The organism is Flagellimonas sp. MMG031 (assembly GCF_040112705.1).
GTDB lineage: Bacteria > Bacteroidota > Bacteroidia > Flavobacteriales > Flavobacteriaceae > Flagellimonas.
The window spans coordinates 888,477-903,811 of sequence record NZ_CP157804.1 but is presented as its reverse complement, the minus strand read 5'-3'; the positions used below and the strand labels follow the sequence as shown (position 1 = coordinate 903,811).

Here is a 15,335-nt window from a genome sequence, read left to right as displayed (position 1 = left end):
CTTATTCTTCCTCTCCATCATCGGAATCCGAAAACTCTTCGTCTTCATCTTCTGGTATCTTTTCAAAAGGTTCTGAATCGAAATTGTCATCGTCATCCTCGTCGAAATCCGCCATCGTACGTTCGAGCTTGGAGCTTATCTTCACCAGATACTTGGTATCCTCCGTAGATACTTCAACGGCTTCAATGTATTCCCCCTTGAGGTTTTTGAAGTGGATGACATCGTCGTCCCCATAACCGTCAGGGTATTTTTCCACCAAAAGCTTGAGCACTTCCGATGTTAGTTTTTTATAGTCTACAATTACGCGTTTGAGGTTATCCATGTTTATGGGATTGATTTGTACCGTGGCTAAATTTAGAATAAAAGTGATTACAAGTAGAAATTATAAAAAAAATCTTGGGTTGTCAAAATTGGGGCGATTTTATCGACCAAAGATCAAGCCAAGCTTAAGCTATCATTATGGGGCAATGAAGTGAACCTTGCACTTTGATGAATACATATTCGGCAAAGGATATTTGATTATTATGTATCTTACCTATCCCAAACCAATAAAGGACAGGACCATGAGCCTACAAAATGACCTGCCAGAGCTTGTGAAGGCCGGAGTGATTTCTGAAGACACCGCTGCGGATATTGCTTCGTATTATCAAGGCAAACAAACATCTCCCACGAACAAACTTTTTGTGGTTTTTGGTATTTTGGGGGCCATTTTGGTGGGTTTGGGCATCATACTCATCATTGCCCATAATTGGGACGACCTTTCACGCGGCCTGAAAACGGTCTTTGCATTCCTACCGCTAGTTATTGGACAAGCATTATGTGCATTTGCCTTTTTAAAAAAGCGGGGCAATGTGGCATGGAGGGAAAGCAGCTCGGTATTCCTATTTTTTGCAGTGGGTGCCAGCATTGCTTTGGTAAGTCAGATTTACCATATTCCAGGAGACCTGGGCAGTTACCTGTTAACATGGATGCTTTTGACCCTGCCCTTGATCTATGTGATGCAATCGCCCATGACCTCCCTGCTTTGCCTAGTGGGAATCACCTACTACGCCTGTGAAACCAGTTATTGGGGATTCCCAACATCAAATTCCTATCCGTACTGGGGGATGTTGGTTGCCATCCTCCCCTTTTATTATCAACTGTTTCGGAAAAATCCTTTTAGCAATTTTGTTCGCTTCCATAACTGGCTGGTTCCCCTGTCCCTCGTTACGGTTTTGGGAACCTTATCGGCTACCTTGGACGAGTTCATGTTTATAGCGTACATATCCCTTTTTGGCTTCTTTTATCTTTTGGGAACAGGTGCGTGGATGCCTCAAGAAAATACCAAAAACGGCTATACCATACTAGGCAGTTTGGGCACCATTATTTTACTGTTGTTTCTGAGTTTTAATGAATTCTGGGAACATCTGTTCAAAAAGGAACTGCAGCTTACGGAAATCTTCGCTTCGCAGGAATTTGTTTTGATTGTGCTGCTAACCTTGGCGGCATCCGTACTGCTATACCGAACCATCCAACAGAAGGGAATCCGAAACCTATCCCTTTTCTCTATAGCTTTTTTGGTGTTTATTCCCATTTTTTTCATCGGAACAGCTTCTACCATAGCTGTGGTTTTGGTAAATGTGTTGGTATTCCTGCTTGGGGTCTTTACCATTCGGGAAGGGGCACGAAAAAACCATTTGGGCCTGCTCAATTATGGCTTGCTCATCATTACAGCCTTAATTATTTGTCGGTTCTTTGATACCGACCTGAGTTTTGTGGCAAGAGGGCTATTGTTCGTTGGGGTTGGCGCTGGGTTCTTCTTCGCCAATTATTGGATGATTCAAAAACGAAAAGAAAAATGATCGGTAAGAATACCCAAATCATAGCTTTTGTAATATTGGCCTTGACACAACTGGTGATTCCCGCCAACATGATCTGGCAGCAAGAACAGCTATTGGAACACGGCACCGAATATAAGTTCAAGACCGCTCCCGTAGATCCGAACGACCCCTTTCGGGGAAAATACATTACACTGAGCTACGAGGCGTCCTCATTCGACGTAGGCAATGAAATGGACTGGGATCATGGGCAAGCCGTTTACGTTGAGCTGACCACGGACCAAAAAGGATTCGCAAAAATAGCATCGATATCCCATGGGGCACCTGATCATACCGAAGCATACGTTGAGGGCTCCATCCTGTTTGTAACCCGTAATGGCAGTAACCGAGTTACCATTGGCTATCCTTTTGATCGTTTTTATATGGAGGAATCCAAGGCCCAACCTGCGGAAGTGACCTATCAAACCGCACAAAGGGACACCACAAAGACCACTTACGCACTGGTCCGCGTAAAAAACGGAAAAGCAGTACTAAAGAACGTACTGATTGATGGTGTTCCTATAAAAGAACTGGTTGGGAAGGAACTCTTGGAAAATGATTGAAGAAAGTAGCCCCGGCAAGAATCGAACTTGCATCTAAAGTTTAGGAAACTTCTATTCTATCCATTGAACTACGGGGCCATTCCATAAAATGGACTGCAAAAATAGGGTTTTTGACTCATCTTATGCAACCCTTTTCTGCTATTTATACATTGGTTTTGGAACTACCCTAAGACCTTTTTGCTTCTTCTTCCTTCAGGATTTTTTCCAAATAGGATCGGGACAACGGCTTGTCCACATAACCCGAAATCATCCCGTTTTTTTTGGCAATGGCCCTATCCGAAGCATTGGTAAATGCCGAAAGGACATAAACACTGGGGAGTTTGTGTTCTTTGAACAGATTCTTCAGGTTTTCCAAAAAATCCCATCCGTTCATCCCGTCCATCACCAAATCCAAAAAGATGATATCGGGCAATCTATCGTGCTCCTCGATATATCCGAAGCAAGCTTGTATTCCTTCCTCCCCACTGGAGCAGGTCACGATATCAAAATTGCCGTGGGATTGCTGTATGCAGTACCGGGTCGCGAACTGCGACACCAAGTCATCGTCTATAATAAACGTCGTGAGTTTCATGTAGGGTCTATTACGTAAGTTTGGGACATCCAAAGCTATAGGCAAGCCCTCAATAAACCATCCATTTTCGTTGTTTGGGCAAATTATCCCGTCAATCCACGCCTAATGGGGCAATCTTGCCCTCACCAGGCCATACACAAAGGCACCTAAAATGGCCCCGAACAGTACGATGACAATGGGCCAATAGCCCGCTCCCACCAAAATGTAAATGGGTCCAGGACAGGCTCCCGCGAGGGCCCAACCCAATCCGAACAACGTACCTCCCAAAATATATCGAGCAAACGATTTTTCCTTGTCGGATATTTGGATGATTTCCCCTGAAAATGATTTGATCTTGGATTTTTTGATCCAAAAGACCAAAACAACACCGACTGCTAAGGCAGAACCAATGATACCGTACATATGAAAGGAATCAAACTGGAACATTTCATAAATCCGAAACCAAGAGGCGGCTTCCGACTTGTACAGGACAATTCCCAAAAAGGTTCCCAATAAAATATAAACTATATTCTTCATACTGCAAAAATTAAGGGAAACAGCAGGTGTACCATAATCAATCCACCAATAAAAAAGCCAATGACGGCAATCAAAGAAGATCGCTGTAGGTTACTCAATCCTGAAATGGCATGGCCAGAGGTACACCCTCCAGCGTAGCGGGTTCCAAAACCAACCAGAAAACCGGCAACCAAAAGAATAATCCACACTTTAGGATTGGATAGGGCTTCTATACTAAAAAGTTCGGTGGGCAAATAGGCTTCCCCAGCACTTTCAAAACCAAGATTTTGGAGTTTGGTCACGGTTTGTCCCGATATATCCACAGCAGGATTGGGAGAAAGCCAATGGGCTCCCATGAATCCACCAATAACGGAACCGAGGACAACCAAGAGATTCCAACGTTTGGATTTGGTATCTATTTTAAAATAATCCGAGAATTTTCCAGCTCCGCCCATGGAGCAAAATGTCTCCAAGTTGGAGGACATTCCAAATTTTTTGCCCATGAGTATAAGCAGCGCCATGATGATGGCGATAAGTGGGCCCGCCACATACCAAGGCCAAGGTTGATAAAGCATTTTCGTGAGGTTTTAGACAAAGGTCACGAAAATGCTTTAAATAAAAAACAATATAAAGGCCTAGCTACAGTTGTTGGTCGAGTCGGAGACCCCGAATTTCTTTAGGATATCTTCCAACAAACACCACTTGGTCAACGAGGATTGCAACAGGTTGGCCCCCACAAACGCGGTAAACCACAACCAGTTGATGTTGACATATACGGCCAAAATAAGGCTGATGAGCACAAAACTGCCCGCTACACCCCTAACGATTCTATTTCTCATTTTTTTTGATTTTTAAACGGTTCTGTCAATAGGTATTTCCACCGCCCTTATCGGGTTGGTGGTCTCACTTTCGGTGTTGAATTGTTTGATCAATCCAAACAATTCGGTTACCTTCTCTTCTTCGGTAAAAGAGAAGAACATATTGGATGCTGCGCCTCCCTTTTCGCTAGGGAACCAGCTGCTGGTGTACATCAACGGTGCTGCACTTTTGTATCCGTCGATATCGGACTCGCTGAAACTCTCTACGCCGGCCTTTTTAAACAATTTAAAGACCTCGCTCTTATATTCCTCAACTGTGGTAACAATGATCATTTTCATGTGCTTACTTTTATTGTTTTTCAATGGTCACATGTAACCTTTGACGACTAAAAAAATCACTGACCTGTTTGTCAAAATATGCTGCTAGTCGTTTCGGTTTCATTTTAGTTGTAATTTTTACGTTCAATCATATAATACACCAATGGCACCACCAAAAGCGTCAACACTGTGGACACTATGGTTCCTCCCATCAATGAAATGGCCAATCCTTGGAAAATAGGGTCGAACAATATCACAAAAGCTCCAATGACAACTGTTCCAGCCGTTAACAGAATAGGGGTGGTACGCACGGCGCCAGCTTCGATAACGGCTTGCTTAAGGGGAACTCCTTCGTCCAATCTTAGATTGACAAAGTCGATAAGCAATACCGAGTTCCGTACCATGATTCCTGCCAAGGCAATCATCCCGATAAAGGAAGTTGCGGTAAAAAAGGCACCCAACATCCAATGTCCAAGCACGATTCCAATTAAGGAAAGGGGTATGGCCACCATCATCACCATAGGTGCCTTAAAGTTTTGGAACCAACCTACGATCAGCATGTAGATAATCACAATGACGCCCAAAAAGGCAATCCCCAAATCACGGAACACCTCTAAGGTCACCTGCCACTCGCCATCCCATTTTACGGTATAATCATCCTCAAACTGGGGTTGTTCCATGTAGAGTTCGTTAATGGAGTAGCCTTCGGGCAGTTCCAATTGGTTCAATTTGTCCGTCATTCCCAAAATGGCATATACCGGACTTTCCAATTGCCCAGCCATATCGGACATCACATAAACCACACGCTTTTGGTTTTTTCTATAGATGCTTTTCGCTTTGACACCTTCCTTGACCTGAACCAAGTCGCCAACGGAAACCATATTTCCCTGCTGGGATGCTATCTTCATTTGCTTGATTTCCTCCAAACTGGATTTATCCTTCTCACTTACGGCAAGGACAATTCCAATCTGGTCAAAAGCATCCTCCCTATAAATATGGGATACCGGTTGTTCGCGAAAAGCCATGGCCATCACCTGAACAATTTGCTGCGGAGTGATACCGTAGATCATCGCTTTTTCCTTGTCAATCACAAAATCGTACTCAACTTGATCATCCTCGACCATCCAATCTACATCCACTACGTCGGTAGTGTTGTTCAAGATGCCCTTTACCTTATCGGCCAATACAATTTGCTTTTCATAATCCGGACCGTACACCTCGGCTACAATGGTAGAAAGTACAGGAGGTCCCGGTGGTACCTCCACAATCTTGATGTTGGCCTGGTATTTTTTACCCAATTCCTGAATCTTGGGCCTAAGTAATTTGGCGATATCGTGACTTTGTGCACTTCTATCGTGCTTATCCACCAGATTCACCTGAATATCGGCCATATTACTACCTCCACGAAGATCGTAGTGCCTAACCAATCCATTGAAGGTTATCGGTGCGGAGGTGCCCACATAACTTTGGTAATTGACCACTTCGGGTCGGGTGGACAAATAAGCTCCGATTTCCTTGGTTACTGCAGCCGTTCTTTCCAAAGTAGTGCCCTCGGGAAGGTCTATCACCACCTGAAACTCGTTCTTGTTGTCAAAAGGCAACATTTTCACCGCTACGGATTTGGTAAAGAACATGGCAACAGAGGCCAATAATAGCACTACGGTGATACCTAAGAACATCCATCTCTTTTTGCCACTTTCGATCAAAGGTCTTTCAAATCGCTCGTAAGCTTTATAAATAAAGGTGTCCTGGATTTCGACGGCTTCTTTTTCCTTTTTCTTCTTTTTGTCCTTCTCCCTTAGGAAGATGTACCCCAAATACGGAGTTATGGTCAATGCCACGAACAAGGATAACAACATGGCTATCGAGGCTCCGATGGGCATGGGCGACATGTAGGGGCCCATCAATCCAGATACAAAGGCCATGGGCAATACAGAGGCAATCACCGTAAATGTGGCCAGAATGGTAGGGTTACCTACTTCGTTAATGGCATAAATCGCAGCATCTTTGAAAGGCAATCGTTTCATTTTAAAGTGGCGGTGCATGTTCTCCGCTATAATGATGGAGTCGTCCACCACAATACCCGTTACAAAAACCAAAGCAAACAGCGTGATTCGGTTCAACGTATAATCGAGCATATAATAGCTCAACAAGGTCAAGGCGAAGGTAATGGGCACGGAAAGGAACACGACCAATCCACCTCGCCACCCCATGGCCAACATTACCACAAAAGTGACGGCAATAATGGCACCGATCAAGTGCATTAATAGCTCAGATACTTTTTGGGATGCGGTTTCGCCATAGTTACGGGTGACCTCCACCTTTACTTCGTCAGGGATCAAGGTAGTTTTTAGGTGGTCCACTTTTTCCAAGACCACATCGGCAATCTTCATGGCATCGGCCCCTTTACGTTTGGCAATGGAAATGGTTACCGCCGGGTATTCCGATTTAAATTCTTCTGCCTTTTCACTGGCAGCACCAAATCCAAGGGAAACATAGTTTTTGGGCAGCTCGGGACCATCCAAAACAGTGGCTACCTGCTTCAAATAGATGGGCTGACCTTGTTTGGTGCCCACAATCAGGTTTTCCAGATCTTCTTTTGTTTCCAAAAAGTTTCCCGTGCTGATGTGGAACTCGGTATCGTTGGAAAGGAAGTTACCAGAATCCATCTGTTGGTTATTGGCTTGGATCATTTGGGCAACGGCCAACATATCTAAGCCTGATTCTGCCATTTTATCCTTATCCACCACCACACGAAGCTGGGGACTACGCCCTCCTATCTTTTTGGTGATCGAAACACCATTTACTTTTTCGATTTCATTTATGAGCTCGCCCGAAATCTGTCTCAACTGAAAATCATCGTAGGTATCACTCCAAAGTGTTAAGGCCAACATGGGCACATCGTCAATGGCACGGGTTTTTACCAATGGCATGGTAACCCCTTCGGGCATTTGGTCCATGTGCTTGTTGATCTCGTCGTACAAACGTACCAACGACCTTTCGATATCTTCCCCTACATAAAACTGCACAATAACCATCCCCTGCTCTTGCATGGAGGTGGTGTACACATACTCTACGCCTTTGATGTTCGATATAATTTTTTCGAGAGGTTTTGTTATCCTGGATTCCACCTCGGTTGGGCTGGCCCCTGGATATCCTACGAAGATATCCGCCATGGGCACATCAATCTGGGGTCCTCTTCCCTTGGGATAAGGAAGGAACTGTACACCCCGATGACCATAAACACAATCATGAGGAGCACCGTTAGCTTGGAGCTAATAAACCCTTTGGCTATTTTACCTGCAAGTCCGTCTTTCATTGTTAGCTTTTTTGGGTTATTGAATGCTTACTTTAACTCCGTTGTACAATTTTCCTTCGGCCGAAACGATGTACTGATCCCCCGCTGATAGACCGGACAACACTTCCACCTCATCACCATAGGTATCGCCCAATCGCAACCATCGCAATAAGGCCACGTTATCCTGTCCGAGTGTATACACCCCGGTCAATTGACCCTTATGCACCAAGGCTTTGGACGGAACCGTAACAACTGTTTTACCATTGCTCTCCTCGCCCGCCTCCAGCCTAACGGTGGCAAACATACCTGACAAAATCTTGGCATCTGTTTTGTCCAATAAAACCTTCATCACATATTGCCCACCTGTATGTTGTGCGGATGCACTCAACTCGGACACTTTTCCGGTAATCGTGGTATCCAAAGCCTTTACAAGTATGTGAGCCTTGGTTCCTATTTCGATCTCTGAAATATTGTTCTCCGCTACTTTGGCCTCCACTTCAAACCCACCTGGGGATTCCACGGAAACCAGCGGAACACCCGGATTGGCCATATCACCCTCATCGATGTAGGTATTGGTCACCACTCCACTGAAAGGCGCACGAATGTTGGCGTAAGCAAACTGGGAGTTTACCTCATTTTTCATTTGATTGGCTGCTTCCAATCTGGCCTTGGCCATTTCATAGCGCGCGGTCATATCATCCAGCTCTTTTTGGGAAGCGCTGTTTTCCTTAAAAAGATTTTGGAACCTTTCATAATCCTTCTTGGCATTGTTAAAAGCCACCTGTGCTTCCGTAATGGAGGCTTCCACCTGTGCTTTTTTAGCCCGTAGGTCCACGTTGTTAATGGAGATCAGTACATCCCCCTTGTTTACTTTCTGACCTATTTTTACAGGAATGGATTCCACATGACCCATCATTCGGGTACTTAGGGTGGCGCTGTTCACGGCCTTGATTTGACCACTTCCGGCCAAAATGGTGGAGCTATCGTCCATGGCCACTTCGGCAACGGTTACCGGTACTGCTTCGGAATTGTCGACCGACTGTTTTTCATCGCTTCCACAGCCTACCAGAAAAAGGCCAAAGGATGCGGTTAGCAGTAAACTTTTATATATCGTAGTGTTTTTCATCTTGAATTATTCTTTGGTTAAAAATGTCAATAAGTATTGTGCTTGATTATATTCAAAAATGGTTTGATAGTACGCCAATTGCTTTTCGGCAAAGGTGGCTTCGGCCATCAATAAATCTGTTGTTTTTTCGAGTCCTTCCTTGAATCTGTTGGTGCGTATCCGCAATGCTTCTTCGGATTGCTCCATAGCCAATTTTGAGGTCTGGAGACGGCTCTCGGCATCTTCGACCATCCGTTTGGTGCGTTGAAGCTCCATAGTACTTTTGGCAACGTACTGTTCGTATTCCTGTTTCGCCTTTTCATAGCTTGTTTTGCTCTTTCCTGCTTTGGCAAATCGTTGGGATCCCTTAAACACATCCCAGCTCAAACTTGCCCCAATAATGTATCCTTTGGCATCGGCCTGAAAAATTTGATCATCGTACATTTCGTAACTGGCAAAAGCGTTCAGTCGCGGTAGAAAGGTCATGTTGTCCGCCTTCATGTTGGCCTTGTAGGCTTCTGACACCAAATCCATAGCTTTCACATCTGCCCTGTTTTCCAGAGAGCCTTCCAAGGTTTCTCCTAGCCTGTCCGGCACCAGTTCTTCGGATGGTTCGTAAACCACGGTTCCTTCTTCGTTCATCAAAAATGCTAGATAATCCGACGCATTTTGCACGTTGCTCTTGGCTGTTTTCAATTGGTCGGCAACCTCGGTGACCCGGACTTTTACCTCCAACAAATCCGATTTTTGAAGTAATCCTTGATCATAGCTGTTCTGCGCCATCTTCAAGTTGGCATTGGCAGCTTCAAAAGCTTTTTCCATAACCGCTACGGCTCTGTGGGCCAATTGTAATTGCCCAAAGGCCTTCCTAGCTTCAAAGTCTAAATAATCCCGAGTTCTGATGGCTTGGAGTTCTTTGGCTTCCATCGTGGTCTTTGCCGCTTTGCGCTGGTAAAAGCCATCCAAATTGATCAAGGGTTGTTCCACCGAAACTATGGTGGCGTAGTTTTCTACCTGATCGGGGTCGTTTAAAAGAACAGGGTTAAAATCTGCCTGCGTCAATATAGCTTGGTTGAGTTTGGAACCAAAGGCCATCAAAGGGTTGGTAGTCGCCAATCCAGTGTGCGATACAGCAATCTGTGGTAAAAAGATGGAATTGGAAAACCTATAATCGTATTTGGCCATTTGGGCTTCCTGCTCAGAAACCTTTATGCTGCTGTTGGACTCCTGTACCTTGGCCAATACGTCTTCCAGAGAAATATTGATATGGTCCTGAGCGAGTGTCAGCTGCATAAAACCGAATGCAATAATACATGTGAATATATGCCTCATTGTTTTTTTATTTTGAGGCAAAATTAGAGTGGCAACACCGCTTTCACAGTAACATTAGTTACCTTGGCTTATATATAAAATTAGGAGGCACGATGGCCTCCCTATTTCTTTTACTATCAGAAGAATAACTGGTTCAACCCCATTTAATATTGGGTTTGGAGAAACATGGATACCCTTAGGATGGTTTGTTTTTGTCGCTGTTCATCAGGGCAAAAACTGCAATTACCAGAACTACGACCACCAGTGCAAACACACCTATCATCCAAATGCCGTTTTCCCAGGATACCAGTGGAATATTGATTAATGATTTCACGATGTATTGGTTTTAAGTTTGGTTCAAATGTACAGGCTTCATCCTTTTGATAATATGATAATTCTCATAATTGCCACACCTAGGCTTACCTTTTTGAGAATTAATGAATGTACCGCAGTCTGTTTACTAAAAAAGCCGCCCTTTTTAGGAGCGGCTTCTTTTATCAACCAACCAAAAAAACCTAGTTCTTGACCTTGCATGTATTAATCCCAAACAGGGTATACAACGGGCAAAAACTAATAAAGCTTGTTAAAACGAATATGGCCGCCAACGCTAATAGCACATAGGCCAATGTTCCTGTTATCACATTAAAGTAATACAACGCCCCTACACCTAGTGCAAGGAGAATCCGGATTGTACGGTCTGCACCGCCCATGTTTTTTTTCATAATGGATAGTTTAATATTAGTACCATACAAATTACCAAAAATTGGCTCAGCTTGCATATCCTTTTTTTGATTATCAAAGGATTACCTCAAAAATAAGGTTTCATGGAATCAACCATAGTAACCTTGGTTACACAGACGGTATTATTTTTAAAGTATTTTTGATATTGAATAAGTTTGATGCTGTTTGCTCGACAAATTTGGCGTATGTTGGATTATTTGGATGCCCTTATCAATGGATTTTTAGGAACGGTTCGCTGGACATGGAGGTCCATTATTTTTGATGTTCCCTGGTACACCAATTATTTCTGGGGATTGATCATTATCTCTTTGTTGGTCTGGGGATTGGAGATTCTTTTCCCTTGGCGCAAGCAACAGTCCATTTTTAGAAAGGACTTTTGGCTGGATGCCTTTTACATGTTTTTCAACTTTTTTGTGTTTGCCATCGTTATCAGTGGGGTCTACAAACTGTTGGGCGTTCTGTTTTCCGACATGGGCATCAGTTCACGAGCTTTGGCCATCGTGGATATGGCAAACTGGCCGCAGTGGACGCAATTGCTCCTCTTTTTTGTGGTTCTCGATTTTGTACAGTGGTTCACCCATGTTTTGTTGCACAGGTACCCGGTTTTATGGGAATTCCACAAAGTGCACCATAGCGTAAAGGAAATGGGGTTCGCGGCCCATCTACGTTTTCATTGGATGGAAAATATCCTTTACAAACCACTAAAAACTTTGGGCGTGATGGTCATTGGTGGTTTTGAGCCCGAACAGGCCTATATTGTGCATTTTGCTGCCATCGCCATCGGACATTTTAACCATTCGAACATAAAACTGACCTATGGTCCGCTAAAATATATTTTGAACAATCCGGTGATGCACCTATATCACCATGCCTACACCATTCCCAAAGGCTCTCACGGGGTAAATTTTGGCATCAGTCTTAGCATTTGGGATTATATTTTCAGAACCAACTATATTCCGGAAAGCGGTGGTCAAATCCAATTGGGTTTCCCTGGGGATGAAGCCCTGCCCAAAGGGTTTTGGGGACAATTGATTTATGGCTTCAAAAAACCGAAAAAAAAGCATTAATTCGTTTTTTTCGGGGCATCAAAAACAATGCTCCAGATTCCCCGTACTTCGTCGGGTCCATATCCTGTGGCTCTATCTTGGGGATACAGTTGGGATAAGCTTTCGTATACTTTTGGGGTTATGTGTTGTTCTGGAACTCCGTGGCAGTTCAAACACATGGTATTGGTTACGATGGGATAGTAAAAAAATACTTTTCCGTTCTCTTCCCTCAAAATAGGTTCAACGGAATTGCCTGCTGAAACCTGGGCCTTAAACGTTTCGATGTGAGCCAATTCTATGTCATTAGCTTGATTGTTTGGATTTCGAGGTTTATCCGATACCCTTTTGATGCGCGCATGGAAGTTGGTAGACATACTATCGGTCAACGGGTAGGCCCTTTCATTACAAAAAGCTAAGGCCGCTTCTACCCCCTCATTTTGAATAGTGCCCATTAGATTTTTACCAAGTACTTTTTTGGTCGCCATCGCATAATGCATTCCCAATTCCTTTGCGTCCGTTTCGGCTTGGGACGTTTCCGGCTTTTTACCTCGGTTGTAAAGGGAATCCCCTTTTCGGTCCATCCAATGGGATTTGAACCATTCGGGCTCCTCAATGTGGTAATCGAACATGTACTCGGCAATCTTTCTTACCTCATTTTCTGGAAATTGTTGGGCTGGCATCAATCCAAACCTTCGGACGGCACCACGCATTTGGGTCTTATCTTCTGATGGTGATTTTACGAAGGCCATAATAGCATTCACAAAAGCCTCCCTTTCCTGATAACTTTCCAAATAATGAGCCTTAATGGCCACCATTGGTGGCCCAATTCGCTGACCGTTCTGTGCTGCGGACGGATTATGGCATAGATAACATTGATTTTCCATCAGCACTTTTCCTTCCACTATTTTAGGGGCGGTTTGTGCGATTGGTTCAGGCACTTCTTCATCCGAAGTTTTTGGTCCCTGTTTACAGGATAGCAGCAGAAAAAAGACCGATATGGAAATCAAGGAGAATCTCATCGGTTGGACATTTTACCACTAGCACAGCTCACAAACGATTTTGCCTTGTCCATAAAACCGTTTTCATCGTCCATTGTGGGATAGCCCATGCGTTTGAGGGCCTCTTTAACTAAGGAAGCTTCATCGGCGCTTTGATGATCAAAGCTAACCGATGAGCTGTCCTTCTCCACAATCACCTCTTTAATTTCCTTTATACCGGAAAGTTTGCTGGATATGGTCTTTGCACATCCGCCACACTTCAGATTCTGTACTTGAAAAGTTGTTCTCATCTGCTTTTGTTCCGATTAATAACTCCAAGCGCTATAGCCGCCCCTTAGATCATATATTTTTGAAAAACCAAGTTCCACCAATCTTTTGGCAGCTCTTTGGCTTCTATTCCCAGATTGACAATAGATATAAAGGGGAGTATCCTTTTTCATTTTGGCAACGGAAGCATCAAAAGCAGAACCTTGGAAAAAATCGATGTTCTTGGCTCCTTTAATGTGCCCGGACGCAAACTCTCTTTTGGTCCTCACATCCACCAGCTGTACTTTACCTTTGGAAATGGCTTCTTTATATGCTTCGCGGTCCAGAATCTTAATTTCATCTGGCAAGGTTTGTTCTTTGAACAAAAAACTGAATATTGACATAGTATCTTTATTTTGAGACACTAAAGTATCCCAAACAATCTATGCCGTCAGTAACGATGGTTACACAACCCGAACTTTTTTGAGATTATTTCCGAGGTAAGCACCTTATTTCAAAGTTGTAGGGCATACATAATCGGTAACCGGTATACCCGCTTTTTTGATATCTGCAAAACCACCGGCAACATCAACTAAATTGTGGATTCCCCTGCTTTTCAATATAGAGGAAGCAATCATACTGCGATATCCTCCGGCGCAGTGCACATAAAAAGTCTCTTTCTCCGGAAATTCCGATAAGTGATCGTTGATGTAATCCAAGGGGGTCAAGTGGGCATTTTCCACATGCTCGGCTTGGAATTCGGTTTCTTTTCGCACATCGTACACCGGCACCCCGTTTTCAATTCGTTTTTTCAACTCTTCGGCACTAACGCTTTCTACGGTGTCCACTTCCTTCCCGGCTGATTTCCAAGCATCGATTCCGCCCTTTAGGTAACCCAAGGTGTGGTCAAAACCAACACGTGATAATCGGGTGATGGTCTCCTCTTCCCTTCCTTCTGGTGTTACCAAAAGGATGGGCTGCTTTACATCGGCAACCAATGCGCCTACCCATGGGGCAAAACTACCGTCCAACCCGATGAAAATAGACCGTGGCACATGTCCTTTGGCAAAATCGTCCTGATGGCGGACGTCCAGCACAATGGCTCCTGTTTCGTTCGCCGCCACCTCAAAAGCTTCCGGTGTTAGGGCCTGGGTTCCCCTTTCCAATATTTTGTCGATATCCTCGTAGCCTTCCTTGTTCATTTTTACATTGAGCGGGAAGTACTGTGGCGGTGGCAACAATCCATCGGTCACCTCTTTGATGAATTCATCCCTGGTCATGTCCGCCCTCAAGGCATAGTTCATTTTTTTCTGATTGCCAAGAGTATCTACCGTTTCTTTCATCATATTTTTTCCGCAAGCGGAACCGGCACCGTGGGCGGGATAAACGATTACGTCATCGGCCAAGGGCATAATTTTGGTTCTTAGGCTATCGAACAGTGTACCTGCCAACTCTTCCTGTGTCATGTGAGCCGCTTTTTGTGCCAAATCTGGCCGACCTACATCACCCAAGAACAAAGTGTCGCCACTAAATATGGCATGGTCTTTCCCATGCTCGTCCCGCAATAAAAAAGTAGTGCTTTCCATGGTGTGACCCGGTGTATGTAGCGCAACAATGGTAATATTGCCCAACTGAAACTCTTGTCCATCTTCTGCAATAATGGCATCAAAAGAGGGTTCTGCGGTCGGACCATACACTATGGGCGCTCCCGTTTCTTTGGATAGGGTCAAGTGGCCGCTCACAAAATCGGCATGAAAGTGGGTCTCAAAAATGTATTTGATTTTTGCCCCGTTTTCCTTGGCGGTTTTTATGTAAGGGTCCACCTCTCGTAAAGGATCAATTATGGCAGCTTCGCCATTGCTTTCTATGTAGTAGGCACCTTGTGCAAGGCAACCTGTATAAATCTGTTCAATTTTCATCTCTTGTGGTTTTTATCAAAAATACGATTCTACGCCCTAAACTTCAGTGA

General features: G+C 44.2%; 17 protein-coding genes, 1 tRNA gene and 1 pseudogene. 3 read left to right on the top strand and 16 right to left on the bottom strand.

Annotation, left to right across the window (positions count from 1 at the left end; translation table 11 throughout):
• Position 1: 1 nt before the first annotated feature.
• On the bottom strand, positions 2–322 hold the full coding sequence (locus ABNE31_RS04050) for a hypothetical protein (protein WP_179383482.1): 321 nt from the start codon (positions 320–322) through the stop codon (positions 2–4).
• Between the two features lie 241 nt (positions 323–563).
• On the opposite strand from ABNE31_RS04050, the gene ABNE31_RS04045 reads away from it, so the two are divergent.
• Together ABNE31_RS04045 and ABNE31_RS04040 are read left to right on the top strand one after the other, a co-directional pair.
• Entirely contained in the window at positions 564–1,841 is a 1,278-nt protein-coding gene (locus ABNE31_RS04045) for a DUF2157 domain-containing protein (protein ID WP_349352453.1), read from the top strand.
• Positions 1,838–2,419, top strand: a complete 582-nt coding sequence (locus ABNE31_RS04040; RefSeq protein WP_349352452.1) for a GDYXXLXY domain-containing protein — start codon at positions 1,838–1,840, stop codon at positions 2,417–2,419. Before ABNE31_RS04045 ends, ABNE31_RS04040 begins: the two co-directional genes overlap by 4 nt.
• Before the next feature lie 6 nt (positions 2,420–2,425).
• On the opposite strand, the gene ABNE31_RS04035 is transcribed toward ABNE31_RS04040, so the two are convergent.
• The 11 genes and pseudogenes from ABNE31_RS04035 to ABNE31_RS03985 all read right to left on the bottom strand — a co-directional run bounded on the left by ABNE31_RS04035 (position 2,426) and on the right by ABNE31_RS03985 (position 11,057).
• Positions 2,426–2,497: transfer RNA gene (locus tag ABNE31_RS04035), tRNA-Arg, on the bottom strand.
• An 88-nt stretch (positions 2,498–2,585) separates the two neighbouring features.
• Positions 2,586–2,990, bottom strand: a complete 405-nt coding sequence (locus ABNE31_RS04030) for a response regulator (protein ID WP_293288390.1) — start codon at positions 2,988–2,990, stop codon at positions 2,586–2,588.
• A 102-nt stretch (positions 2,991–3,092) separates the two neighbouring features.
• Positions 3,093–3,506 (bottom strand): DUF6691 family protein, encoded by a 414-nt coding sequence (locus ABNE31_RS04025; protein ID WP_349352451.1) that lies wholly within the window; start codon positions 3,504–3,506, stop codon positions 3,093–3,095.
• On the bottom strand, positions 3,503–4,060 hold the full coding sequence (locus tag ABNE31_RS04020) for a YeeE/YedE thiosulfate transporter family protein (protein ID WP_349352450.1): 558 nt from the start codon (positions 4,058–4,060) through the stop codon (positions 3,503–3,505). The genes ABNE31_RS04025 and ABNE31_RS04020 overlap by 4 nt, the downstream gene beginning before the upstream one ends.
• A 60-nt stretch (positions 4,061–4,120) precedes the next feature.
• Complete coding sequence (locus ABNE31_RS04015) at positions 4,121–4,324, bottom strand: DUF2892 domain-containing protein (protein ID WP_179383476.1); 204 nt, start codon at positions 4,322–4,324, stop codon at positions 4,121–4,123.
• 12 nt (positions 4,325–4,336) lie between these two features.
• Complete coding sequence (locus ABNE31_RS04010) at positions 4,337–4,642, bottom strand: hypothetical protein (RefSeq protein ID WP_179383475.1); 306 nt, start codon at positions 4,640–4,642, stop codon at positions 4,337–4,339.
• Positions 4,643–4,746: 104 nt separating this feature from the next.
• Positions 4,747–7,940: pseudogene (locus ABNE31_RS04005) on the bottom strand (efflux RND transporter permease subunit).
• Between the two features lie 16 nt (positions 7,941–7,956).
• Positions 7,957–9,045, bottom strand: a complete 1,089-nt coding sequence (locus ABNE31_RS04000; protein WP_349352449.1) for an efflux RND transporter periplasmic adaptor subunit — start codon at positions 9,043–9,045, stop codon at positions 7,957–7,959.
• Between the two features lie 6 nt (positions 9,046–9,051).
• A complete protein-coding gene (locus ABNE31_RS03995; protein WP_293288376.1) occupies positions 9,052–10,317 on the bottom strand; it encodes a TolC family protein in 1,266 nt (421 codons plus the stop codon).
• A gap of 214 nt (positions 10,318–10,531) precedes the next feature.
• A complete protein-coding gene (locus tag ABNE31_RS03990; RefSeq protein ID WP_179383471.1) occupies positions 10,532–10,669 on the bottom strand; it encodes a hypothetical protein in 138 nt (45 codons plus the stop codon).
• Positions 10,670–10,850: 181 nt separating this feature from the next.
• Positions 10,851–11,057, bottom strand: a complete 207-nt coding sequence (locus ABNE31_RS03985; RefSeq protein ID WP_179383470.1) for a DUF2892 domain-containing protein — start codon at positions 11,055–11,057, stop codon at positions 10,851–10,853.
• A 204-nt stretch (positions 11,058–11,261) separates the two neighbouring features.
• Here ABNE31_RS03985 and ABNE31_RS03980 point away from each other — a divergent pair, with 204 nt between their 5' ends.
• Positions 11,262–12,143, top strand: coding sequence for a sterol desaturase family protein (locus ABNE31_RS03980; RefSeq protein WP_349352448.1), 882 nt, complete (start codon positions 11,262–11,264; stop codon positions 12,141–12,143).
• Here ABNE31_RS03980 and ABNE31_RS03975 read toward each other — a convergent pair.
• The 4 genes from ABNE31_RS03975 to ABNE31_RS03960 all read right to left on the bottom strand — a co-directional run bounded on the left by ABNE31_RS03975 (position 12,140) and on the right by ABNE31_RS03960 (position 15,285).
• The gene (locus ABNE31_RS03975; RefSeq protein ID WP_349352447.1) at positions 12,140–13,141 is read right to left on the bottom strand and encodes a DUF3365 domain-containing protein; all 1,002 of its coding nucleotides are present in this window, start codon (positions 13,139–13,141) and stop codon (positions 12,140–12,142) included. The genes ABNE31_RS03980 and ABNE31_RS03975 overlap by 4 nt on opposite strands.
• Positions 13,138–13,410, bottom strand: a complete 273-nt coding sequence (locus ABNE31_RS03970) for a heavy metal-associated domain-containing protein (protein ID WP_349352446.1) — start codon at positions 13,408–13,410, stop codon at positions 13,138–13,140. Before ABNE31_RS03970 ends, ABNE31_RS03975 begins: the two co-directional genes overlap by 4 nt.
• A 15-nt stretch (positions 13,411–13,425) precedes the next feature.
• A complete protein-coding gene (locus ABNE31_RS03965) occupies positions 13,426–13,770 on the bottom strand; it encodes a rhodanese-like domain-containing protein (RefSeq protein WP_293281807.1) in 345 nt (114 codons plus the stop codon).
• Positions 13,771–13,875: 105 nt separating this feature from the next.
• Positions 13,876–15,285: an MBL fold metallo-hydrolase gene (locus tag ABNE31_RS03960; RefSeq protein WP_179383466.1), complete on the bottom strand. Its 1,410-nt coding sequence runs from the start codon at positions 15,283–15,285 to the stop codon at positions 13,876–13,878.
• Positions 15,286–15,335: the final 50 nt, after the last annotated feature.